Raw genomic sequence first — 19,603 nt, forward strand, 5'->3', positions numbered from 1 at the left:
GTAGATGATAGAGCGGCACTTTGGGAGAGCGGCCGCCGATAGTATTGGAAATTCAGATAACGTATAAGTCGAGGTATTCGTTTACCGGCATGTTTTCTAGCAACGAACGGTCAAGGGAAACAGACAGGATTCTCCTCTGTTGCGTTTCAGGGAACTGACGTGCCAGGTTGGTTCTAAATTTTTTCAGCAATAATGGAATGCCTTCCTTACGGCGACGAGCATGGCCGATGGGGAATTCAACTTTAACTTCATCGAGCTGGCTGCCATCTGTAAACGTAACAGTTAATGCGTTAGCAATAGAGCGTTTTTCCGGATCATGATAATCATGGGTAAAATCAAGATTTTCAACACACACTACTTTTTCCCGCAGTGCATCAATGCGAGGATCTGCCGCAACGCTATCTTCATAATCCGCCGCAGTAAGACGACCAAAGATCAAAGGAATCGCAATCATGTACTGAATACAGTGGTCTCTGTCCGCGGGATTGTTTAACGGGCCTTGCTTATCGATAATCCGTATACAAGCTTCATGGGTACGAATAGTGATTTTTGTAATGTCATTGATAGTCTTACCGGCGTCTTTCAGTTGTTGATGCAGGCTCACTGCCGCTTCCACCGCAGTTTGCGCATGAAATTCTGCCGGGAAAGCGATTTTGAACAGCACGTTTTCCATCACATAAGAGCCATAGGCACGCTGGAATTTGAAAGGCTGACCATTGAACAAGACATCATAGAATCCCCACGTCTTTGCGGTTAATACCGAGGGATATCCCATTTCACCCTTTTGCGCCATCAGGGCCAAGCGAACCGCGCGGGATGTTGCATCACCGGCAGCCCAAGATTTACGTGAGCCGGTATTGGGAGCATGGCGGTAAGTTCGCAGCGATTGACCATCAACCCAAGCCAATGATACCGCACTCAGGATCTCTTCTCGATTCAACCCCAACATTTCAGCAACAACAGCGGTCGAAGCCACTTTTACCAGCACGACGTGATCTAAACCGACTTTATTGAATGCATTCTCCAGTGCAAGACATCCCTGTATTTCATGTGCTTTAACCATACCCGTCAAAACATCTTTGATCGTGAGCGGCTTTTTCCCACCAGCCACGGCATTTCTTGATAGCCAGTCAGCCACTGCCAAGATGCCACCGAGGTTATCGGATGGATGCCCCCATTCAGCAGCAAGCCATGTGTCATTGAAATCTAACCAGCGGATCATCGTACCAATGTTAAATGCCGCCTGTACGGGATCGAGTTGAAACTGGGTTCCCGGTACCCGCACGCCATTGGGCACCACTGTCCCCGGCACAATCGGCCCTAGTAATTTCTTACAGGCCAGGTATTCCAGTGCCTCTAACCCACAACCCAGCGTATCCAGAAAGCAGTAATAAGCCGTTTCATAGGCAACGGATGATGTGATGGCGTATTCCATAACATAATCCACAATATCCACAATGACCTGATCATATTCAGGATGATTGCTTGCAACAGAGGTAGACATAATAATTCCTTGTTAAAAAAACACCCATGCAGGAATCTCTGCATCAAAAATAGCGTTACCCACGTTTACCTATTGGCGTAAATACTCGATTTTCTGGCCCGGTATAGTTGGCTGAAGGACGAATAATTTTGTTATCAATACGCTGTTCAATGATATGAGCAGCCCATCCCGCTGTACGGGCAATCACAAACAGTGGTGTAAACATCGCCGTTGGCACTCCCATCATGTGATAGGAAACCGCTGAGAACCAATCAAGATTCGGGAACATGTTTTTGGTGGCCCACATCACCGCTTCTAATCGATCCGCGATATCAAACATTTTGGTGGTTCCTGCCTCTTTAGAAAGTTGTAGAGCCACATCTTTAATTACTTTGTTACGGGGATCGGAAATAGTGTAAACCGGATGACCAAAGCCGATAATGACCTCTTTTCTCGCCAAACGCGCCAGAATATCACTCTCAGCCTCATCAGGATTCTCATAGCGCTGTTGAATTTCAAAAGAGACTTCGTTTGCTCCACCATGTTTTGGTCCTCTCAACGCACCAATCGCTCCAACGATGGCGGAGTAGATATCTGTGCCAGTTCCTGCAATAACACGACTGGTAAATGTCGAAGCATTAAATTCATGTTCGGCATACAGGATTAGGGAGGTATGCATAGCTTTTTCCCACGATTCACAGGGCTTTTTACCATGCAGGAGGTGCAGAAAATGTCCGCCTATCGACTCATCATCAGTTTCTACCTCAATGCGGCGTCCATTGTGGCTATAGTGATACCAATAGAGCAACATGGAGCTAAGAGAGGCCAGTAATCTGTCAGCAATATCACGCGCCCCCGCGAGGTTGTGATCATCTTTCTCAGGCAATGTACAACCCAGAACGGAGACGCCGGTACGCATAACATCCATCGGATGGGCGGCTGCGGGTAATGTTTCCAGTGCAGCCTTTACGCTACCCGGCAGACCTCGCAGTGCGGTTAATTTCGTTTTATAGGCAGCTAGTTCAGCACGGGAAGGCAATTTTTCATGGATCAGTAGGTACGCAACTTCTTCAAATTCACACTGGGTTGCAAGATCAAGAATATCGTAACCACGGTAGTGCAGATCATTACCGGTTTTCCCAACTGTACAAAGTGCCGTGTTACCCGCACTGATGCCAGAAAGGGCTACCGATTTTTTAGGCTTGAAAGTGGTTAACTCAGTCATCGTGTTCTGTTCGCTCATGGGTATCACCTCTACTGTTTTTATGCCATATAAAACGACGAATATCAGGTGGAGCTGTCCGTCATTGAGATTTTTTCTTGGAGAAAAGCAGATCTAATTTTTGTTCAAAATCGTAGTAGTTGATGCTTTCATATAACTCGTTGCGAGTCTGCATCATGCTGATCACACTCTTCTGTGTCCCTTCACGACGGAGTGTTGTGTAAACCTGCTCGGCTGCCTTATTCATTGCACGGAAAGCAGAAAGTGGATAAAGCGCAATAGAGACATCCACACTTTTCAACTCTTCAGTCGTGAAAAGTGGAGTCGCACCAAATTCAGTGATATTGGCTAATATTGGAACCCCGGTTGTTGACGCAAATGTTTGATACATATGTAATTCAGTGATCGCCTCTGGAAACAGCATGTCTGCTCCGGCTTCGATATAGGCTTTTGCCCGATCAAGCGCCGCTGCTAATCCTTCAACAGCCAAAGCATCAGTGCGAGCCATAATGACGAAATTTTTATCAGTACGGGCATCGACAGCGGCCTTGATGCGATCAACCATTTCCTCTTTGGATACAATCTCTTTATTCGGACGATGACCGCAGCGTTTCGCACCGACCTGATCCTCAATGTGCAATCCCGCAGCCCCCGCTTTAATCATGGAACGCACTGTGCGAGCCACATTAAAGGCAGAAGAACCAAAACCGATATCAGCATCCACCAACAATGGCAAATCGCATACGTCCGTAATACGACGAATATCTATTAACACATCATCCAGAGTTGAAATTCCCAGATCAGGCATACCCAACGAACCCGCCGATACACCGCCACCAGAAAGATAGATAGCTTTATAGCCAGCCCGTTTTGCCAGTAACGCATGATTCGCATTAATGGCGCCAATAACCTGTAGTGGAGATTCAGCCTCTATCGCCTGACGAAATGCCAAACCGGTCGAGGAAAACGTCATACATGACCTCATTGTTATTATAATGAAACACATTTGTTATCTAGCAATATTCGTACCAATAAAATTAGAAATAGCTGATGGTTTTAAAAAACAAACACAATAAAAAATTATTATATTGTTTTTTAATTGAAAAATAGCACTAAAAATATTTATTAGCTTGTCGGAAAGCACTATTGATAGAAAAACCCACCTGTTTCATAATGAATCAATTACGTTTCATGAAACATAAACGAAACAATTACGAAACATTGAATTATTGTGGTGGGAAAAGCGAATAAAATTCAGCTAAGAAAAATGAAAACAGAGTACAGATAGAGGAATAGCATGGCAGAAACACCATCAACAGAACGTGATAACCGTGATAAACCGGTCATTTGGACAGTATCTGTTTCCCGTCTTTTTGATCTCTTCCGTGATATCACACCAGAATTCGATCATCAGGCCAATATCACGCCTATCCAACTTGGGTTTGAAAATGCGGTTCAACATATTCGTCAACGGTTAACAACTGAATGTTGTGATGCCGTGCTCTGTGCCGGCTCTAATGGCGCCTATCTTAAAAGCCGTTTGCCAGTACCAGTCATCATTGCTAAGGCCAGTGGTTTCGATTTTATGCAGGCACTAGCCCGTGCACGACAAATCAGCTCCCGTATTGGTGTTATCACCTATCAGAATACATTACCTGCGCTAGAAGAATTTCAGCAACGGTTCAACTTGCGTATTGAACAACGCAGTTACGTAACGGAAGAAGATGCACGAGCCCAAGTCAATGCACTAAAAGCCATTGGCATTAAAGTGATTGTCGGTGCCGGGCTAATTACCGACCTCGCCTATGAAGCTGAATTGGTGGGTGTTTTTGTCTACTCTGCTGATTCTATTCGCCAGGCATTCCATGATGCACTGGATATTGCCAGAATGACCAAGCTCAGCCAAGCTTCAATTTCTGCCTATCCAACCGAGAATAGTTTACGTACCCGCCATACTCTCAATGATATCCGGGGAGATTCAGCGGTAATGGAACATGTGCGCAACACTATTATGCTATACGCCCGCTCGCCTGCCACAGTGCTAATACAGGGGGAAAGTGGTACAGGGAAGGAGCTGGTGGCACAAGCCATTCACCATGAATATGCCCTGCGGTATGGTCAGATTACAGGTAAACATCAACGGCCGTTTGTCGCCGTTAACTGTGGCGCCATTGCTAAATCCTTACTGGAAGCTGAATTGTTTGGTTATGAGGAAGGCGCTTTCACCGGATCTCGGCGGGGAGGTCGTGCAGGTCTTTTTGAGGTTGCGCATCGAGGCACGCTATTTTTGGATGAAATTGGTGAAATGCCACTGCCTCTTCAAACACGGCTATTGCGGGTACTGGAAGAAAAATCCGTTGTCAGAGTAGGAGGACACCACCCTATTGCCGTTGATGCTCGGATCATCTGCGCCACACATTGCGATTTGGATACTTGGGTTCAAGAAGGGCGTTTTCGAACAGACCTGTTCTATCGCCTAAGTGTATTGCGCATCAACATTCCGGCCCTCAGGGAAAGAGGTCATGATATTGGTATATTGGCGCTGGAATATCTGCGACGAGCATTTGCTGCATTAAATTTGCCGGTATCACAATCAAGAGTGCAAGAGCTTGCTGCTTGTCAGGAGGCATTGCAAGCCTATCATTGGCCCGGTAATGTCCGGGAACTACGTAATCTTATGGAGCGACTCACGTTATACCTTAGTGCCCATCCTGAGCATACCTTAACACCAGAATTGATATTGGCGCTTTCACCGGAGCGCCAATCTACACTCAAGCTGGCAGAACAAAGTATGAAGTCTTTCCTCTCTTTAACTCAACAATCTTCACTTGTTGCACCACTTTCAGCTCATGAAACCTTGAAACGATTTTCTGGCAATCACCATGCAACCGCGGAATATCTGGGGATTAGCCGTACTACGTTGTGGCGACGATTGAAGAAAGAGATGGCAGGGAATAAATAGCTAAAATGTTGCCTTGAAATGCTTACGGTAGTCCTGTGGAGTGCTACTGAACGCCCGGAAGAAACTGCGGCGTAAAGTATCTTCACAGCCGAAACCGCAACGGGAGGCTATGCACTTGAGCGATAGCGTAGATTCAACCAAAAGATGACGCGCCGCTTCTAGGCGGAATCGCTCCACCGCTTTGGCTGGCGTAATCCCTGCATGTTGGCCATAGTGGCGCACGAAGCTACGCTCACTCATATTGGTACGAGCAGCCAAAGCTGCCACTGAAAGGTCTCCCGCCAAATTGTTAATCATCCAAGCGTGCAGATCTGCAAATTTACTCGTACTGCTTTGTAATGCCAGTGAAGCACTAAACTGTTCCTGTCCACCAGGACGTTTGAGAAACATAACGAGATCCCGCGCAACATCCAGTGCCAGTTTATGACCGAAATCTTCCTCCAGCAATGATAGAGCCAAATCGATTCCTGCGGTGACACCAGCAGAAGTCCACACCGGGCCATCCTGAATAAAGATAGGATCACATTCTACCCGCAACTTACTGTAACGCCGGGCCAGTTCAGCACAGCTATTCCAGTGCGTAACGACTCTGCGGCCATCAAGCAATCCGCAAGCAGCCAGAATGAATGCCCCGCTACATACAGACACAATACGCCTAGCCAGCGATGCATGTCCCTTTAACCAATTACGCAATGGCGGATGATTCGCCGCTGACTCAACGCCAATGCCCCCTGCAACAATCAGAGTATCGGCGGGAGAATCTAACTTAGGTAAAGGTTCTGCTTGCACAGTTATTCCAGCCTGCGTCATTACCTGTCCGGGATCACAAGCCACGACTTTTATGGCATAAGGCCGTTTGTGACCAGACTTCTCTGCTAGCTCATTAGCTGTGGTAAAGACCTGCAATGGCCCTGAAAGGTCCAGCAGATTTACGTTGGGGAAGATCAGAAAATAGAGAGTCTTAATGTCCATAAGGCAATTATGGCATTTGGCGTAAATCGTCGCAATATTGGCATATACGCCAATTAGTTTACGGTTACAGTTGTTCCATCAATTTGCTACCGGGAATACAAATATTCAGCGCTCGCTAAAAATAGCGGCATATGAATTTCAGTTCTCTTTTCAATCTCGATAAGGAAAACTTCTCCATGAAAAACACATCTAAGGAACATCCTGCGGCATTATCTTCGTTAATGAAAGCATCGTCTGGAGAAAAACCCACTCTCGCTTTTGTCATTTTCCCAGGCATGACGCCACTTGATATGATTGGTCCCGCGACAGTTCTTGAAGTAGGAGGATGGTTAAATATTGAATATGTCTGGCGCGATTTACTTCCGGTGCGTACTGAGCTGGCACATATATCATTTTCACCGAGCACTACATTTGAGCAATTAGATAAAGTGGATATTTTGTGTGTTCCGGGTACAGGAAATCCTTATGCTTTGCTTGCCAAATTAGACATGCTTGATTGGATACATAAAGTGGGAAGTAAAGCATCTTGGGTCACCAGCGTGTGTACAGGATCGATCCTGTTAGGGGCCGCAGGCTTGCTGAAAGGGTATAAAGCAGCGACTCATTGGTCGATGATAGACGATCTCAACGAATTCGGTGCAATACCGGTTAATAAAAGAGTCGTTATCGATAGAAATCGGGTTACTGGAGGTGGAGTCACCGCAGGTATTGATTTCGGTTTGACATTGCTTGTTGAAATCAAAGGTGAAGAATATGCACAAGCAGTCCAACTGGCGATGCAATATAGCCCAAAACCGCCGTTCAATAGCGGCATGCCAGAATTCGCCGGCAAAGAAATAACCCATGCCACGCTTCAAGCTATATTTTCCAATGTGGAAAAACAGACGCCTGATTACAAAGAAATCTTAATTAAAAGCGCCAAGAGAATATCAGATATCTACTGATATATATTTTCGTATTATGGCTCAATTCAACCTATTTCAGCATTCGATTATTTACCAATAACGGAAATATTTTCTATTCTGAGAACGGCTAATTCATAGGTGCATAAATCCAGATTTGTTTTTTAGATTAAAAGGTATAGGCAACCAATCCGGTTGCCGCTTCCAAAAGAAAACTTATCGGATTACGATGTTTCGAATATTCTATTTGAGGAATATTCTTTAATTATTAAAATACTATTTCAATTAAAAAGCTCAATACCAGACAGAAAAAGTATGATTTCAAACTTATCCAAATAATATACCGCTTATATGTAAAGTCTTGCCCACTTATTTACACGAACTTTCATGCCGATTAAGGTATCGGCATAAGTCAATCGGCTATTTGTTCAAGCTTATTCTGGCTCAGCACGACGATTTTAATTATTGTTTCAAGGTTAATACCAATGTCTATCATTGCATGCGCGATTGTCACAATCGCCAGTTTCCTCCCTATATGTAATCCATCTCGAAATTCTTGTTGGAACTCTTTCTGTTCCAGTTTTTGTTCTATTGTTATCAGTAGTTCTTCATATGTCATCAGTATCTCCTCATATTTCTAGGGGACGGTTCAGCTATTTGCCGGATCAGCCCCTCTTCTAACACGAATCTTTAAATACCGATTACAGCTCTCAGCACGAATCAGTGATGTATTTGTTCAAGTTCGTTCTGGCTCAGCCCAGTGTTTTTCATTATTGTTTCATGATCGATACCATTATCCATCAATGCGCGCGCGATTTTCAGACTCGCCCGTTTTTCACCTTTCTGCAATCCTTCCTGGTATGCTTCTTGGTATGTTTCCTGAAATCCTTCTTGGAACGCTTTCTGTTTCAGTTTTTGCGCTATTGTCATCAGTACCTCCTTATATTTCTAGGGGACGGTTCAGCTATTTGCCGGATAAGCCCTCTTCTAACACGAATCTTTAAATACCGATTACGGCTCTCAGCACGAATCAGTGATGTATTTGTTCAAGTTCGTTCTGGCTCAGCCCAGTGTTTTTCATTATTGTTTCATGATCGATACCATTGTTCATCATTCTACAAGCGACTTCCAGAATTGCCTGTTTTTTACCCTTCAGCAATCCTTCTTGAAGCCCTTCTTGATGCCCTTTATGTTTCAATTTCTGCGCTATTGTCATCAGTAACTCCTCATACTTCGGGAACTGTTCTGCCAGTTGCCGGATAAAACCTTCTGGATCGGCGGTATCTCCCACCAGTAATATGTAGTTTAGCATGCTTCTTAGCTGCTCACCTGTATAGTAATCATACGCAAACAACATGGACAGCTTTTGCCGTAACTCCGCCATATCACGTTGCCGGATATGTTTTTGTACTATTTCCAGTAGTGCAACCCGTTTGTGCGTCAGGATTTCATCATCCGGGATTACCGTCACATCCACCAGCGGAAACGCGCTGGAATAGATCTCTTCCGCCAGAGCCGAAGCATCGAAGCAGTCGAACCAGTTGGTACTCCACGGATACGGCCGTATTTTTCCGTGATAAAACAACACCGGAATAACCAACGGCAATTTTTCATGTCCCTGCTCCAGATGCCATTGCATTGCTGAAATACTGTAACGCATCAGCCGGAATGCCATCATCTTATCCGGGGAACTCTGGTGTTCAATCACACAATACACATAACTCTCTCCCTGCGTAGTTTTTAGTGAATACAAGATGTCGGAATAATGTGCCCGCAGATTGCCCTCAATAAACGACCCTGATTCCAACCGCAGTGTATCAAGATCACAAACTGCCCGTAATGTGGCAGGTAAGTGTATCTCTAGAAAATCTCTGGCGGTATCAATATGACTTAAAAACTTTTTAAAAATAGCATCATGTGGCGTCGGTGTATTTTTTCTTTTCATAAGAGGATAGTAGCATATTTTCTTTTATATTGAAGGAATATTAAATAAATAACAATAAACTCTGTCTCATCTCTCTTTTATACCATTATACAATGTTTTTTATTTAACTAGTTAAAGATAGACTCCTTTCAGAAAAATACCGTTTGCAGCTTGAATGCCGAAACGGTATTTCAGCTAATAATTAATGCATTTCAGTTAAATAATTCAATAATAGAACATTTTAAAAATCACATTTAATTAGTCAAATCAAGCCTAATTAATTATTTTACGGAATTAATTAACTATTTTTCTTAATATAATCTTACAGCAGATTTTAATGCCTTAATATCCGAAGAGCAGAGATAGGGTTTTAAAGCATTAAATTTCTCTTCTGACCAATCATATATTTTTAATGCAAGTAGCTCATTGATAATGTGCGGCTCAAAGCGATATTTAATTAATTTCGCAGGTGTTCCAGCTACAACACTATATGGCTCAACATCTTTAGTGACGACGCTATTAGCAGCAACGATAGCGCCTTCTCCAATAGTGACACCTGGCATAATCATTGAACGCATACCAAGCCACACGCCATCATGAATATGCGTGTCACCTTTGCCTACATAGGCGTCTTCGATATATTCCATGAATGGATATAAACAGAACCAATCTGCTCTGTGTGTATTGTTTCCACCCATAAGAATGATAGTTTCAGCACCTATGCAAACATAATCGCCAATATACAATTTATCAATTGGCCACTTAGACTCCCATTGAAGACTGATCTTATCACCGTACAAATAGCGAACGACAGATTCTTCAAAACCGCCGCTCCAGCAATCGCTATAATAGCTATGAGTTCCTTTGATGACAATACTTTGATTAGTTACAGCTTCATGTAAAAATTGGATTTTTGACCAATGCTTTTCTTTCATAGTAAATAGTCTCTATTAATTATTCATTTACCATAGAATGCTTTCTACGGTGATGTATCCGCATTCATAATATATCACTCCTAACTGATTCGTGGTTGATTTAATAACGGGATTCTTTTCATATTAGGCGATGAGTTAGTTATTAATTTATATCGGTTATTATTCGTAAATTCTTTTGATCTTATTTACATCATACCAAAAGATATACTTTCAATGCGAACTACTCAGCATTTTTTAGGAAGAAGTAAAACTGGAGAGCGAGGAACTTAGAACAATCCGGTCAATACATTGATAGTTTTGGGAACCTCCAGCGGATGAGGCCGGACAGCAACTATAGGGGTTTTCTATGATGGACTGCCGAAGAAATTCATCGTCAGTCATTACGTTACATAAGGGAAAATCCAGCATGTACAAAAGCAAAAGGTATGGTGAAAATCCCTATATCCTCACCCGTCTGTATAAAACCAAGGTGTGATATCCCACATTTTTAGATGATAGCTCAAATTTTAGCCATCATCTAAAAATCAAAAATTTAGTACGCCCATTTACCTGAACGGTTGCAGAACTGGGGATCAAAACCATTGTGGAGGGTCCGCTTGGACGTCCGCACCCGAGGCTCTAGTTTTATGTAATATCTATATATTCACGCTAGTTTATCCTCAGCCCGTCCCTGACTGGGGAATTGCCGTCTGGGATGAAAACGGAAAATGCGTGATAACCAGTGATACAAAACCATTGGCCATCCCTATGAATTAACAACTGCTGACGACATTAATGGAAGAAATAACACTATGATTTTCAATTAATTGGCTATATGATTACAGAAATTCTTTCGACAAAGGATATGTTATGCTACTCACCGCTATGCTTTTTATGATGGTTGTGATTTTTTTCTTACTAGCTATATTGGTTAACTATTTTTTTATCTTAGAGAGAAAGATAAAAAAAACTCTATTAGCATCGTTATTAATGACTGTTGTTTTAATACTAAGCATTATTATTCCGCCAACTATTCATCAGTATTTTTTAATTTGGTATTTGACATAAAGTCGCGCATTAAATGCACGGCCTTAACGAGATTATTTATTTTTTAAGAAGTTGCATAACTTTATTTTCAAAAATTTGTCTTTCGACATGAAAATTTACATTTTCTTTCCATTCCCCAGTAATATCAAATGGCTCTCCAAACCAATTATTATCCTCCTTCCCCCAGTTAAATGTATCGTATGGGTCAGTGAATTTATCATACAGTTTATAATGTATTACACCATATACATTATATCCATCACCCATTTTTTCAGCACTAACATCTGTCAATTTTCCACTGACAGTTGCGCCTCCAATACCCCAAAGTGGGTCGTAAACTGGAACTTTTTTTTCCGTACCAAAATCATAACCATTTTTAAAATCAATTCGTTCACCGTTTTGAATTTGTGAAATAAAACGAGATTGAATGCTACCCTCTGATCTGCCAAATGCACCCGGTTTCTGCATCAATCCTCGAATTTGATCATGCACACCTATCTCAGAGAGTGAAATTTCTCGGCCTGATTTCCCGAAAAAATGCGATAACAAACCAAATGAACTCATACTGTTGTCTTTTTTTGCATTATCATTAAATGCTTGAGTTGCACCAATACTGGTTTTACTAAAATTCGATTTTCTAAGAGAAAGCAAATTTAAATATTCCATTTTTACCCGTGTCATATTGCCTTTAGCGTAGTTCTCCATCAATCTATTAAGTACTTTTTCCCACCTTTTATCTTTTGGATATTTGCATTCTTTTTCACCACACACTGGACAGATGTTTTTACCTAATCCATTCAAAAAATCCATGTTAAATTTTTTTCTTCTGACATAAAACACCCTTAATAAATATAAATAAATTTCATTTTCTATATATATAGAATTATTTAAAAATTGGCTTTATATCGAATTATTACATATTTTAAAATATGCAATATTCTCGATATGAAATGATTTTACATTTACATTTCACACAAGGATATTAAAATGGCCCGTATGGTTACTGGTACAATTTCTACCTAATTGTAATTATTTTCTCTTGATTACACTGTTATCTTGCAAAATATCTCAAAATAATATATTACATTAAAAATAATGTGTTAATGAAATTAATAACTTAATTATTCCACGCATGCATACACATAATATGTACAAACAGAAAGTGTGCTCAATCGAACCCTCGTATAGAGCTTGGGAAGCTCTCGTTCTACCATTGAACTACGCTCGCTTAGGAATAACATAAATTATTATAGCGACTTCGTTGGTATCAGCAAGCCATTATCTGTTTAAGTTGTCTATATTTAAGGCAGTTGAAAATAAAAACTCCCCTGGCAGCTATGTCACAGGGGAGTTGGAATTTGAAATTTAATTCAAACTGTTATTTCTGCGGGCGCATTGCCGGGAACAAAATGACATCACGGATGGTATGGCTATTTGTCAGCAACATAATCATACGGTCAATACCAATACCCAAACCTGCGGTTGGTGGCATACCATGTTCCAAAGCCGTTATATAATCTTCATCGTAGAACATGGCTTCGTCATCACCTTCGTCTTTCTGGCGAACCTGTTCAGCAAAACGTTCAGCCTGATCTTCGGCATCATTCAATTCCGAGAAGCCATTACCAATCTCACGTCCACCAATAAAGAATTCAAAACGGTCAGTGATAAACGGATTTGCATCATTACGACGCGCTAGCGGAGAAACTTCTGCCGGATATTCAGTGATAAATGTGGGTTGAATCAGGTGGCTTTCCGCCGTTTCTTCAAAGATTTCACACTGAACACGGCCAAGGCCCCAACCTTTTTCCACTTCAATACCAAGAGATTCAGCGATAGCCACCGCTTTATCCATATCATCCAAATCAGCTATGTTGGTTTCAGGACGATATTTACAAATGGCCTCTTTCATGGTCATTTGGGCAAATGGTTTACCGAAATCAAATTCCTGTTCGCCATATTTAACCAAGGTATTCCCCAAAATATTCTGCGTCAGGGTACGGAACAGCTCTTCTATCAGAACGATCAGATCTTTGTAATCCGCATACGCCATGTAGAGTTCCATCATGGTGAACTCAGGGTTATGGCGCGGAGATACACCTTCGTTACGGAAGTTGCGGTTAATTTCAAACACACGCTCAAAACCACCAACAACCAGACGTTTCAGGTAAAGTTCCGGCGCAATACGCAGATACATATCAATATCCAGCGCATTGTGGTGAGTAATAAATGGACGTGCCGAGGCACCACCAGGAATAACCTGCATCATTGGTGTTTCCACTTCCATAAAGCCTTTACTGACCATAAAGCTACGCAGGGCCAATAAGACTTGAGAACGAATTTGGAAAGTTTTGCGCGATTCTTCATTCGCGATTAGATCCAGATAACGCTGGCGATAGCGAGTCTCCTGATCAGCCAAGCCGTGGAATTTATCCGGCAATGGACGCAGCGCTTTTGTCAGCAGACGCAATTCAGTACAGTGAATGGAAAGTTCACCGGTTTTGGTTTTAAACAGTTTGCCACGCGCGCCCAGAATGTCTCCCAGATCCCATTTTTTAAACTGTTCGTTATAAATACCTTCCGGCAGATCGTCACGGGCAACATATAACTGAATACGACCGCCCATATCCTGTAGTGTGACGAAAGAAGCCTTACCCATGATGCGGCGCGTCATCATACGACCGCCAACCGTCACTTCAATATTCAGTGCTTCCAACTCTTCCTGAGTTTTGTCGTCGTATTTCGCGTGTAGATCTTCTGAAATATTTTCACGATGGAAATCATTCGGGAATGCAGTTCCATTCTCCCGTAAAGCTACGAGTTTTTCGCGGCGAGTTTGCAGTTCATTATTTAAATCGGGAGCCTGTTCTGCGCCCTGTTGTTGTTGTGACATTTTAGTTCCTCATAAGCCAGCTTTAAGGCTTGCTTCAATGAATTTGTCCAGATCACCATCCAGCACCGCTTGTGTATTGCGAGTTTCAACGCCGGTGCGCAAGTCTTTGATGCGTGAATCATCCAGAACATAAGAGCGAATTTGACTACCCCAACCAATATCAGATTTATTCTCTTCCATTTCCTGTTTATTAGCGTTCTGTTTCTGCATCTCCAGTTCATACAGCTTTGCTTTTAGCTGTTTCATCGCCTGGTCTTTATTTTTATGCTGAGAACGATCATTTTGACACTGAGTCACAATGTTGGTTGGAATATGGGTAATACGCACCGCAGATTCTGTTTTGTTAACGTGCTGACCACCCGCACCGGATGCGCGGTAAACATCGATACGTAAGTCTGCTGGATTAATTTCAATATCAATATCATCATCCACTTCAGGATAGATGAAAGCAGAACTGAATGAAGTATGGCGACGACCACCAGAATCAAATGGGCTTTTACGTACCAACCGGTGAACCCCCGTTTCAGTACGCAACCAACCATAAGCATAATCGCCCATGATCTTAATCGTCGCTGATTTCAGACCAGCAACTTCACCGTCTGATTCTTCAATGATTTCCGTTTTAAAACCTTTGGATTCAGCCCAACGCAAATACATACGCATCAGCATACTTGCCCAATCCTGAGCTTCAGTACCACCAGAGCCTGCCTGCAAATCAAGATAACAGTCAGCACTGTCGTACTCACCAGAAAACATGCGGCGAAATTCTAACTGACCTAGCTTTTCTTCGAGCTGTTCCAGCTCTACCACGGCTTCATTAAAAGTCTCTTCATCGTCTGCTTCTATTGCCAGTTCCAGTAAACCTTGTACATCTTCCAGACCCTGCTCAAGCTGATCGATAGTTTCGACAATCTCTTCCAATGAGGAACGCTCTTTACCCAAAGCCTGTGCCCGCTCCGGTTCATTCCAAACATCAGGCTGTTCCAATTCAGCATTAACTTCTTCTAAACGCTCTTTTTTGACATCGTAGTCAAAGATACCCCCTCAGAACCGTTGTCCGTTCAGACAAGTCCTGAATGTGGTTTTTTACCGGATTAATTTCAAACATATTTTAGTGTCTTACGTTGTGTAGTCGGAGATAAATGGATAATTTTCGAACCGCGTATTGTAGCGGATTCGGCACAGGGTTTATAGCACTTCAACAGATTTGTCACGTATTCATACGAGAGTACGTGACAATGACTGACTACCTGCTAATCAAACGGTTAATAAGGCCAGAGATGTTGGATCAAAAGCTGTACATTACGGTTGCCACGAAATTCATTAACATCTAGTTTATAGGCAAGTTCTACTTCGCGAACACTGTTATCTGGCCAGCGGGTAGGATCGATATTGAACGCAATACCATCCAGCATCGGCCCACCGTTTAATGGCTCCACTATCACTTTTAAATGACGCTCTCCAACAATGCGCTGTTGCAGTAGTTTGAATTTACCGTCAAAAATAGGCTCCGGGAATGCCTGCCCCCAAGGGCCGCCATCACGCAACATTTCTGCAATGTCCAATGACAGTTCATTAATTGCTAATTCACCATCACTCCAGATAACACCTTCAAGTTGCGAAATATCTAACCAATCCGCCATTAGCGTAGAAAAGTGATACTGAAATTGTTCGAATTTATCCTGTTCAAGTGACAAACCGGCCGCCATTGCATGACCACCAAATTTAAGTATCAACCCCGGATGCAAAGTATCAAGCCGCTCAAGCGCATCACGCATATGCAATCCCTGCACTGAACGACCAGAACCTTTCAAAATACCGTCACCGGCCGGTGCAAAAGCGATAACAGGCCGATGAAAACGCTCTTTAATCCGGGAAGCCAAAATTCCAACTACCCCTTGATGCCATTCTGGATGATAGAGCGCTAGCCCATAAGGCAGTTCAGTGCTGGTACGTTCAAGTTTGTCACAGATTTGCAGTGCTTCCTGCTGCATTCCCTGCTCTATTTCACGCCGAGTCTGGTTAAGACCGTCCAGTTCACAAGCTATCTGACGCGCCTTTGCTATGTCGTCAGTTAGCAATAAAGTGACGCCAATGGACATATCATCAAGGCGACCAGCGGCATTCAGTCTTGGCCCCAGAAAAAAACCCAAATCGCTGGCTGTCAGCTTATAAGCATCACGGCTGGAAATTTCCAATAATGCACGTATCCCCACACAACAACGTCCTGCACGAATCCGGTTCAAGCCCTGATAAACCAGAATCCGGTTATTGGTATCTAAAGGTACAACATCGGCAACAGTTCCTAGCGCAACCAAATCCAACATCTCGGCCAGATTCGGCAGCGCAATTCCTTGCTTTTCAAACCACTGATCTTTCCTCAGCGCCGCCCTTAAGGCAGACATCAGATAAAATGTGACACCCACTCCGGCCAATGATTTAGACGGGAACGAACAATCGGCAAGATTAGGATTAATAATGGCATCAGCCGCTGGCAAAACGTCACCCGGCAAGTGATGATCCGTGACAATCACTTTCATACGGTGCTGATGGGCAGCCGCAACCCCTTCATGGGAAGAGATACCATTATCCACGGTAATAATCAGGTCAGCGCCTTTTTTAACGACCTCTTCTACCACCTGTGAGCTTAAACCATAACCATCGTCAAAACGATTTGGTACCAGATAATCCAGATGGCGATATCCCATCGAGCGTAATGATCGGATTGCCAATGCCGTGCTAGTTGCCCCATCAGCATCAAAATCACCGACAATAACGATACGCCAGTGTTCATGAAGTGCAGTCAACAAGAGTGACACCGCCTGTTCCACACCACTCAGATGCTGATAATTCAATAACCCTTGAACACCACGCTCCAATTCATTAGCTTGCTGGATACCACGAATGGCATATAAGCGACGCAGTAATGGATGAATCTGTTGTGGAAGGTGACTGTCATTCACCGCCGGACGGCGGCGAAGTTGTGTTTCAATATTCACTAAACTTATTTACCACGTTGCGCCAGTGCCGCTGCCAAAGCCTCTGGCGGCATATATCCACCTAACAGACTGCCATCCTTAAGGACAATCGCCGGCGTTCCTTGGACGCCAAACTGGAGACCCAATTTGTAATGGTTAGCAATATCCACTTTACAGCTCTTAATTGGCGAAACATCTTCATTTTTAAACGCAGCATCTAATGATTTCTGCGGTGTTGCGCTACACCAGATAGATTGCATATCTTTAGCAGATTGGTGCTGCATACCCTGACGGGGAAACGCCAGATAGCGCACAGTAATACCCAGTTTATTATACTCTTGCATGTTTTCATGCAATTTATGGCAGTAACCACAGGTAATATCCGTGAAAACGGTAACGACATGCTTCTCTTTTGGCGCTTTGTAGATGATCATTTGATCTGTCATTGCTTCCAGCTTTTTCATCAACAATTGATTACTGACATTCACAGGAGAGCTACCACTGACATCATAAATTGGCCCTTGCAATAAATATTTCCCGTCATCAGATAGATAAATGATCCCTTGCTCGGTCACTACCGTATTTAAACCAACAATAGGTGATGGCTGGATGTTTTCTGCTTTTATCCCTAGTTTCTGCATTGTTCTATGGACAGCACCATCATCAGCAAACGCATTTCCATTAAACCAGGCCAGCAAAAGAGGGAAACATAACACGCTTTTTTTCATTTTCGGTTCCTTTAAATCCGTGCTCACCCACGCGGATGATGTTGTTGATGTAGCAATTTGAGCCGTTCTGTTGCTACATGAGTATATATTTGTGTTGTAGATAGATCACTATGCCCCAATAACATCTGCACAACTCGCAAATCAGCGCCATGATTAAGCAAATGCGTGGCGAATGCATGACGTAAAACATGGGGAGATAACCGTTCAGTATCGATTCCAGCCAGCAGCGCATAATGTTTAATACGATACCAGAATGTCTGTCGGGTCATTTGGCGCCCTCGGTTGCTAGGAAAAAGGACATCCAACGTTGCACCATTTAGCAGCCCAACTCTCCCATATTCCAGATAATTCTCTAGCCAATAAATTGCTTCTTCCCCTAAAGGCACTAACCGTTCTTTATTCCCTTTACCAATCACTCTCACCACGCCTTGACGCAAACTGACATCGGAAAGTGTCAATCCCACTAACTCAGATACCCGCAAACCACAGGCATAAAGCACTTCAAGCATGGCTTTATCCCTTAACTCTACCGGCTGATCTGTACAGGGCGCATTAAGTAGATCTTCTACCTGCTTTTCACTTAAATCTTTAGGCAATCGCTTTGGTAATTTCGGTGCAGACAACAGTGCTGTCGGATCATCCTCCCGCATTTTTTCCCGATAAAAATAGAGAAACAATTGGCGCATGGCACTGAGTAAACGCGCCGAACTACTGGCTTTATATCCTCCATCCACGCGTTCTGCCAGAAAAGAGTGCAAATCTATCATTTGGACAGATAATAAATTATGACCATGATGTATCAACCAGTTATCCAATGCCTGCAAATCCAACCGGTAAGAAGCAAGCGTATTTTCCGCAAGATCATGTTCTAACCAGATAGCATCAAGAAATTGTTCTATCAGTGGATTAGTCAACTGAGTTGGTTGTTTTGACACGAAATACTTTCCTTAAATCTGTACATCTCTGCTGGCTATTATGCCTGAAAAAGCAATTATTCTGTTACAATGCCAATCCAGATATTCAAAAACCATAATGATTAATGATGAAGATTGGTCTTTTTTACGGCTCCAGCACCTGCTACACCGAGATGGTAGCAGAGAAAATCCGCGATATCCTCGGTGAAGATTTAGTTGATCTCCACAATATCAAAGAGACAACACCTGAATTAATGGAAGAGTACTCTGTGCTGATTCTCGGTATCCCAACATGGGATTTTGGTGAATTACAGGAAGATTGGCTGGTTATTTGGGATCAAATTCCTTCCCTCGATTTACAGGGGAAAATTGTCGCCATGTATGGTATGGGGGATCAAATTGATTATAGCGATTGGTTTCTTGACGCTCTCGGTATGCTATATCACCATTTACGCCCTTCAGGTGTACATTTCATTGGCTTCTGGCCGACCGAAGGTTATGAATTTACCAGCCCGAAACCATTAACGGATAATGGCTCACAATTTGTCGGGCTGGCATTAGATGACGTAAACCAGTATGAACAAACTGATGATCGTTTATCGCAATGGTGTATGCAAATCCTGCAAGAAATGGAGCCTCTGCTTTAAGTCAGGAAAATTTCAGC

The 19,603-nt window shown here is 42.9% G+C and carries 16 protein-coding genes, 1 tRNA gene and 2 pseudogenes; 3 read left to right on the forward strand and 16 right to left on the reverse strand.

Annotated features, from left to right (window positions below):
- Window positions 1-52 precede the first annotated feature (52 nt).
- The 3 genes from AACQ83_RS05115 to prpB form a co-directional block, all read right to left on the reverse strand.
- Window positions 53-1,504 carry a bifunctional 2-methylcitrate dehydratase/aconitate hydratase gene (locus tag AACQ83_RS05115; RefSeq protein ID WP_112876704.1) on the reverse strand — a complete coding sequence of 484 codons (1,452 nt, stop codon included), beginning with the start codon at window positions 1,502-1,504 and terminating at the stop codon, window positions 53-55.
- 55 nt (window positions 1,505-1,559) lie between these two features.
- Complete coding sequence (gene prpC, locus AACQ83_RS05120) at window positions 1,560-2,726, reverse strand: bifunctional 2-methylcitrate synthase/citrate synthase (RefSeq protein ID WP_112876705.1); 1,167 nt, start codon at window positions 2,724-2,726, stop codon at window positions 1,560-1,562.
- 61 nt (window positions 2,727-2,787) lie between these two features.
- Window positions 2,788-3,678 (reverse strand): methylisocitrate lyase, encoded by an 891-nt coding sequence (gene prpB, locus AACQ83_RS05125; protein WP_112876706.1) that lies wholly within the window; start codon window positions 3,676-3,678, stop codon window positions 2,788-2,790.
- A gap of 324 nt (window positions 3,679-4,002) precedes the next feature.
- Here prpB and prpR point away from each other — a divergent pair, with 324 nt between their 5' ends.
- Entirely contained in the window at window positions 4,003-5,667 is a 1,665-nt protein-coding gene (gene prpR, locus AACQ83_RS05130; RefSeq protein WP_112876707.1) for a propionate catabolism operon regulatory protein PrpR, read from the forward strand.
- Here prpR and AACQ83_RS05135 read toward each other — a convergent pair whose 3' ends face one another.
- Entirely contained in the window at window positions 5,668-6,639 is a 972-nt protein-coding gene (locus AACQ83_RS05135) for a GlxA family transcriptional regulator (RefSeq protein WP_112876708.1), read from the reverse strand.
- A 176-nt stretch (window positions 6,640-6,815) separates the two neighbouring features.
- Between AACQ83_RS05135 and AACQ83_RS05140 the strand changes: the two genes are divergently transcribed.
- The gene (locus AACQ83_RS05140) at window positions 6,816-7,583 is read left to right on the forward strand and encodes a DJ-1/PfpI family protein (protein WP_112876709.1); all 768 of its coding nucleotides are present in this window, start codon (window positions 6,816-6,818) and stop codon (window positions 7,581-7,583) included.
- A 127-nt stretch (window positions 7,584-7,710) separates the two neighbouring features.
- Here AACQ83_RS05140 and AACQ83_RS24540 read toward each other — a convergent pair.
- The 12 genes and pseudogenes from AACQ83_RS24540 to xerD form a co-directional block, all read right to left on the reverse strand.
- Window positions 7,711-7,806 (reverse strand): annotated as a pseudogene (locus AACQ83_RS24540) (IS982 family transposase); the annotation flags it as partial.
- A gap of 147 nt (window positions 7,807-7,953) precedes the next feature.
- Window positions 7,954-8,160 (reverse strand): hypothetical protein, encoded by a 207-nt coding sequence (locus AACQ83_RS05145; RefSeq protein ID WP_049582303.1) that lies wholly within the window; start codon window positions 8,158-8,160, stop codon window positions 7,954-7,956.
- A 101-nt stretch (window positions 8,161-8,261) separates the two neighbouring features.
- Window positions 8,262-8,524, reverse strand: a pseudogene (locus tag AACQ83_RS05150) (ISNCY family transposase); the annotation flags it as partial.
- A gap of 47 nt (window positions 8,525-8,571) precedes the next feature.
- Window positions 8,572-9,486, reverse strand: coding sequence for an Rpn family recombination-promoting nuclease/putative transposase (locus AACQ83_RS05155; protein WP_112876710.1), 915 nt, complete (start codon window positions 9,484-9,486; stop codon window positions 8,572-8,574).
- Window positions 9,487-9,776: 290 nt separating this feature from the next.
- Window positions 9,777-10,400: a CatB-related O-acetyltransferase gene (locus AACQ83_RS05160; RefSeq protein WP_112876711.1), complete on the reverse strand. Its 624-nt coding sequence runs from the start codon at window positions 10,398-10,400 to the stop codon at window positions 9,777-9,779.
- A gap of 1,083 nt (window positions 10,401-11,483) precedes the next feature.
- A complete protein-coding gene (locus AACQ83_RS05165; RefSeq protein WP_112876713.1) occupies window positions 11,484-12,236 on the reverse strand; it encodes a hypothetical protein in 753 nt (250 codons plus the stop codon).
- A gap of 340 nt (window positions 12,237-12,576) precedes the next feature.
- Window positions 12,577-12,654: transfer RNA gene (locus AACQ83_RS05170), tRNA-Gly, on the reverse strand.
- Window positions 12,655-12,804: 150 nt separating this feature from the next.
- Window positions 12,805-14,319 carry a lysine--tRNA ligase gene (gene lysS / locus AACQ83_RS05175; protein ID WP_112876714.1) on the reverse strand — a complete coding sequence of 505 codons (1,515 nt, stop codon included), beginning with the start codon at window positions 14,317-14,319 and terminating at the stop codon, window positions 12,805-12,807.
- A gap of 9 nt (window positions 14,320-14,328) precedes the next feature.
- Window positions 14,329-15,427, reverse strand: a protein-coding gene (gene prfB, locus AACQ83_RS05180) for a peptide chain release factor 2 (protein ID WP_112876715.1) whose coding sequence is annotated in 2 segments (ribosomal slippage) — window positions 14,329-15,351 and window positions 15,353-15,427 — 1,098 coding nt in all. Because the reading frame shifts where the segments join, the coding sequence is not laid out codon by codon here.
- A 157-nt stretch (window positions 15,428-15,584) separates the two neighbouring features.
- Window positions 15,585-17,318, reverse strand: a complete 1,734-nt coding sequence (gene recJ / locus AACQ83_RS05185; RefSeq protein WP_112876716.1) for a single-stranded-DNA-specific exonuclease RecJ — start codon at window positions 17,316-17,318, stop codon at window positions 15,585-15,587.
- A gap of 5 nt (window positions 17,319-17,323) precedes the next feature.
- A complete protein-coding gene (dsbC, locus tag AACQ83_RS05190; RefSeq protein WP_112876717.1) occupies window positions 17,324-18,025 on the reverse strand; it encodes a bifunctional protein-disulfide isomerase/oxidoreductase DsbC in 702 nt (233 codons plus the stop codon).
- Between the two features lie 23 nt (window positions 18,026-18,048).
- On the reverse strand, window positions 18,049-18,960 hold the full coding sequence (gene xerD / locus AACQ83_RS05195) for a site-specific tyrosine recombinase XerD (protein ID WP_240000698.1): 912 nt from the start codon (window positions 18,958-18,960) through the stop codon (window positions 18,049-18,051).
- A gap of 107 nt (window positions 18,961-19,067) precedes the next feature.
- Between xerD and fldB the strand changes: the two genes are divergently transcribed.
- A complete protein-coding gene (gene fldB / locus AACQ83_RS05200) occupies window positions 19,068-19,586 on the forward strand; it encodes a flavodoxin FldB (RefSeq protein WP_112876718.1) in 519 nt (172 codons plus the stop codon).
- Window positions 19,587-19,603 lie beyond the last annotated feature (17 nt).

Origin of the sequence: Photorhabdus sp. S10-54, assembly GCF_963878145.1 — a bacterium.
Classification (GTDB): Bacteria; Pseudomonadota; Gammaproteobacteria; order Enterobacterales; family Enterobacteriaceae; genus Photorhabdus; species Photorhabdus kayaii.

What these genes read in the sequence shown, in the direction of transcription:
- lysS (WP_112876714.1), bottom strand. Translation starts at nt 14,319, where the DNA reads ATGTCACAACAACAACAGGGCGCAGAACAGGCTCCCGATTTAAATAAT.
- fldB (WP_112876718.1), top strand. Translation starts at nt 19,068, where the DNA reads ATGAAGATTGGTCTTTTTTACGGCTCCAGCACCTGCTACACCGAGATG.
- prpR (WP_112876707.1), top strand. Translation starts at nt 4,003, where the DNA reads ATGGCAGAAACACCATCAACAGAACGTGATAACCGTGATAAACCGGTC.
- AACQ83_RS05145 (WP_049582303.1), bottom strand. Translation starts at nt 8,160, where the DNA reads ATGACATATGAAGAACTACTGATAACAATAGAACAAAAACTGGAACAG.
- dsbC (WP_112876717.1), bottom strand. Translation starts at nt 18,025, where the DNA reads ATGAAAAAAAGCGTGTTATGTTTCCCTCTTTTGCTGGCCTGGTTTAAT.
- AACQ83_RS05115 (WP_112876704.1), bottom strand. Translation starts at nt 1,504, where the DNA reads ATGTCTACCTCTGTTGCAAGCAATCATCCTGAATATGATCAGGTCATT.
- AACQ83_RS05140 (WP_112876709.1), top strand. Translation starts at nt 6,816, where the DNA reads ATGAAAAACACATCTAAGGAACATCCTGCGGCATTATCTTCGTTAATG.
- prpB (WP_112876706.1), bottom strand. Translation starts at nt 3,678, where the DNA reads ATGACGTTTTCCTCGACCGGTTTGGCATTTCGTCAGGCGATAGAGGCT.
- AACQ83_RS05155 (WP_112876710.1), bottom strand. Translation starts at nt 9,486, where the DNA reads ATGAAAAGAAAAAATACACCGACGCCACATGATGCTATTTTTAAAAAG.
- AACQ83_RS05165 (WP_112876713.1), bottom strand. Translation starts at nt 12,236, where the DNA reads ATGGATTTTTTGAATGGATTAGGTAAAAACATCTGTCCAGTGTGTGGT.
- AACQ83_RS05160 (WP_112876711.1), bottom strand. Translation starts at nt 10,400, where the DNA reads ATGAAAGAAAAGCATTGGTCAAAAATCCAATTTTTACATGAAGCTGTA.
- prpC (WP_112876705.1), bottom strand. Translation starts at nt 2,726, where the DNA reads ATGAGCGAACAGAACACGATGACTGAGTTAACCACTTTCAAGCCTAAA.
- AACQ83_RS05135 (WP_112876708.1), bottom strand. Translation starts at nt 6,639, where the DNA reads ATGGACATTAAGACTCTCTATTTTCTGATCTTCCCCAACGTAAATCTG.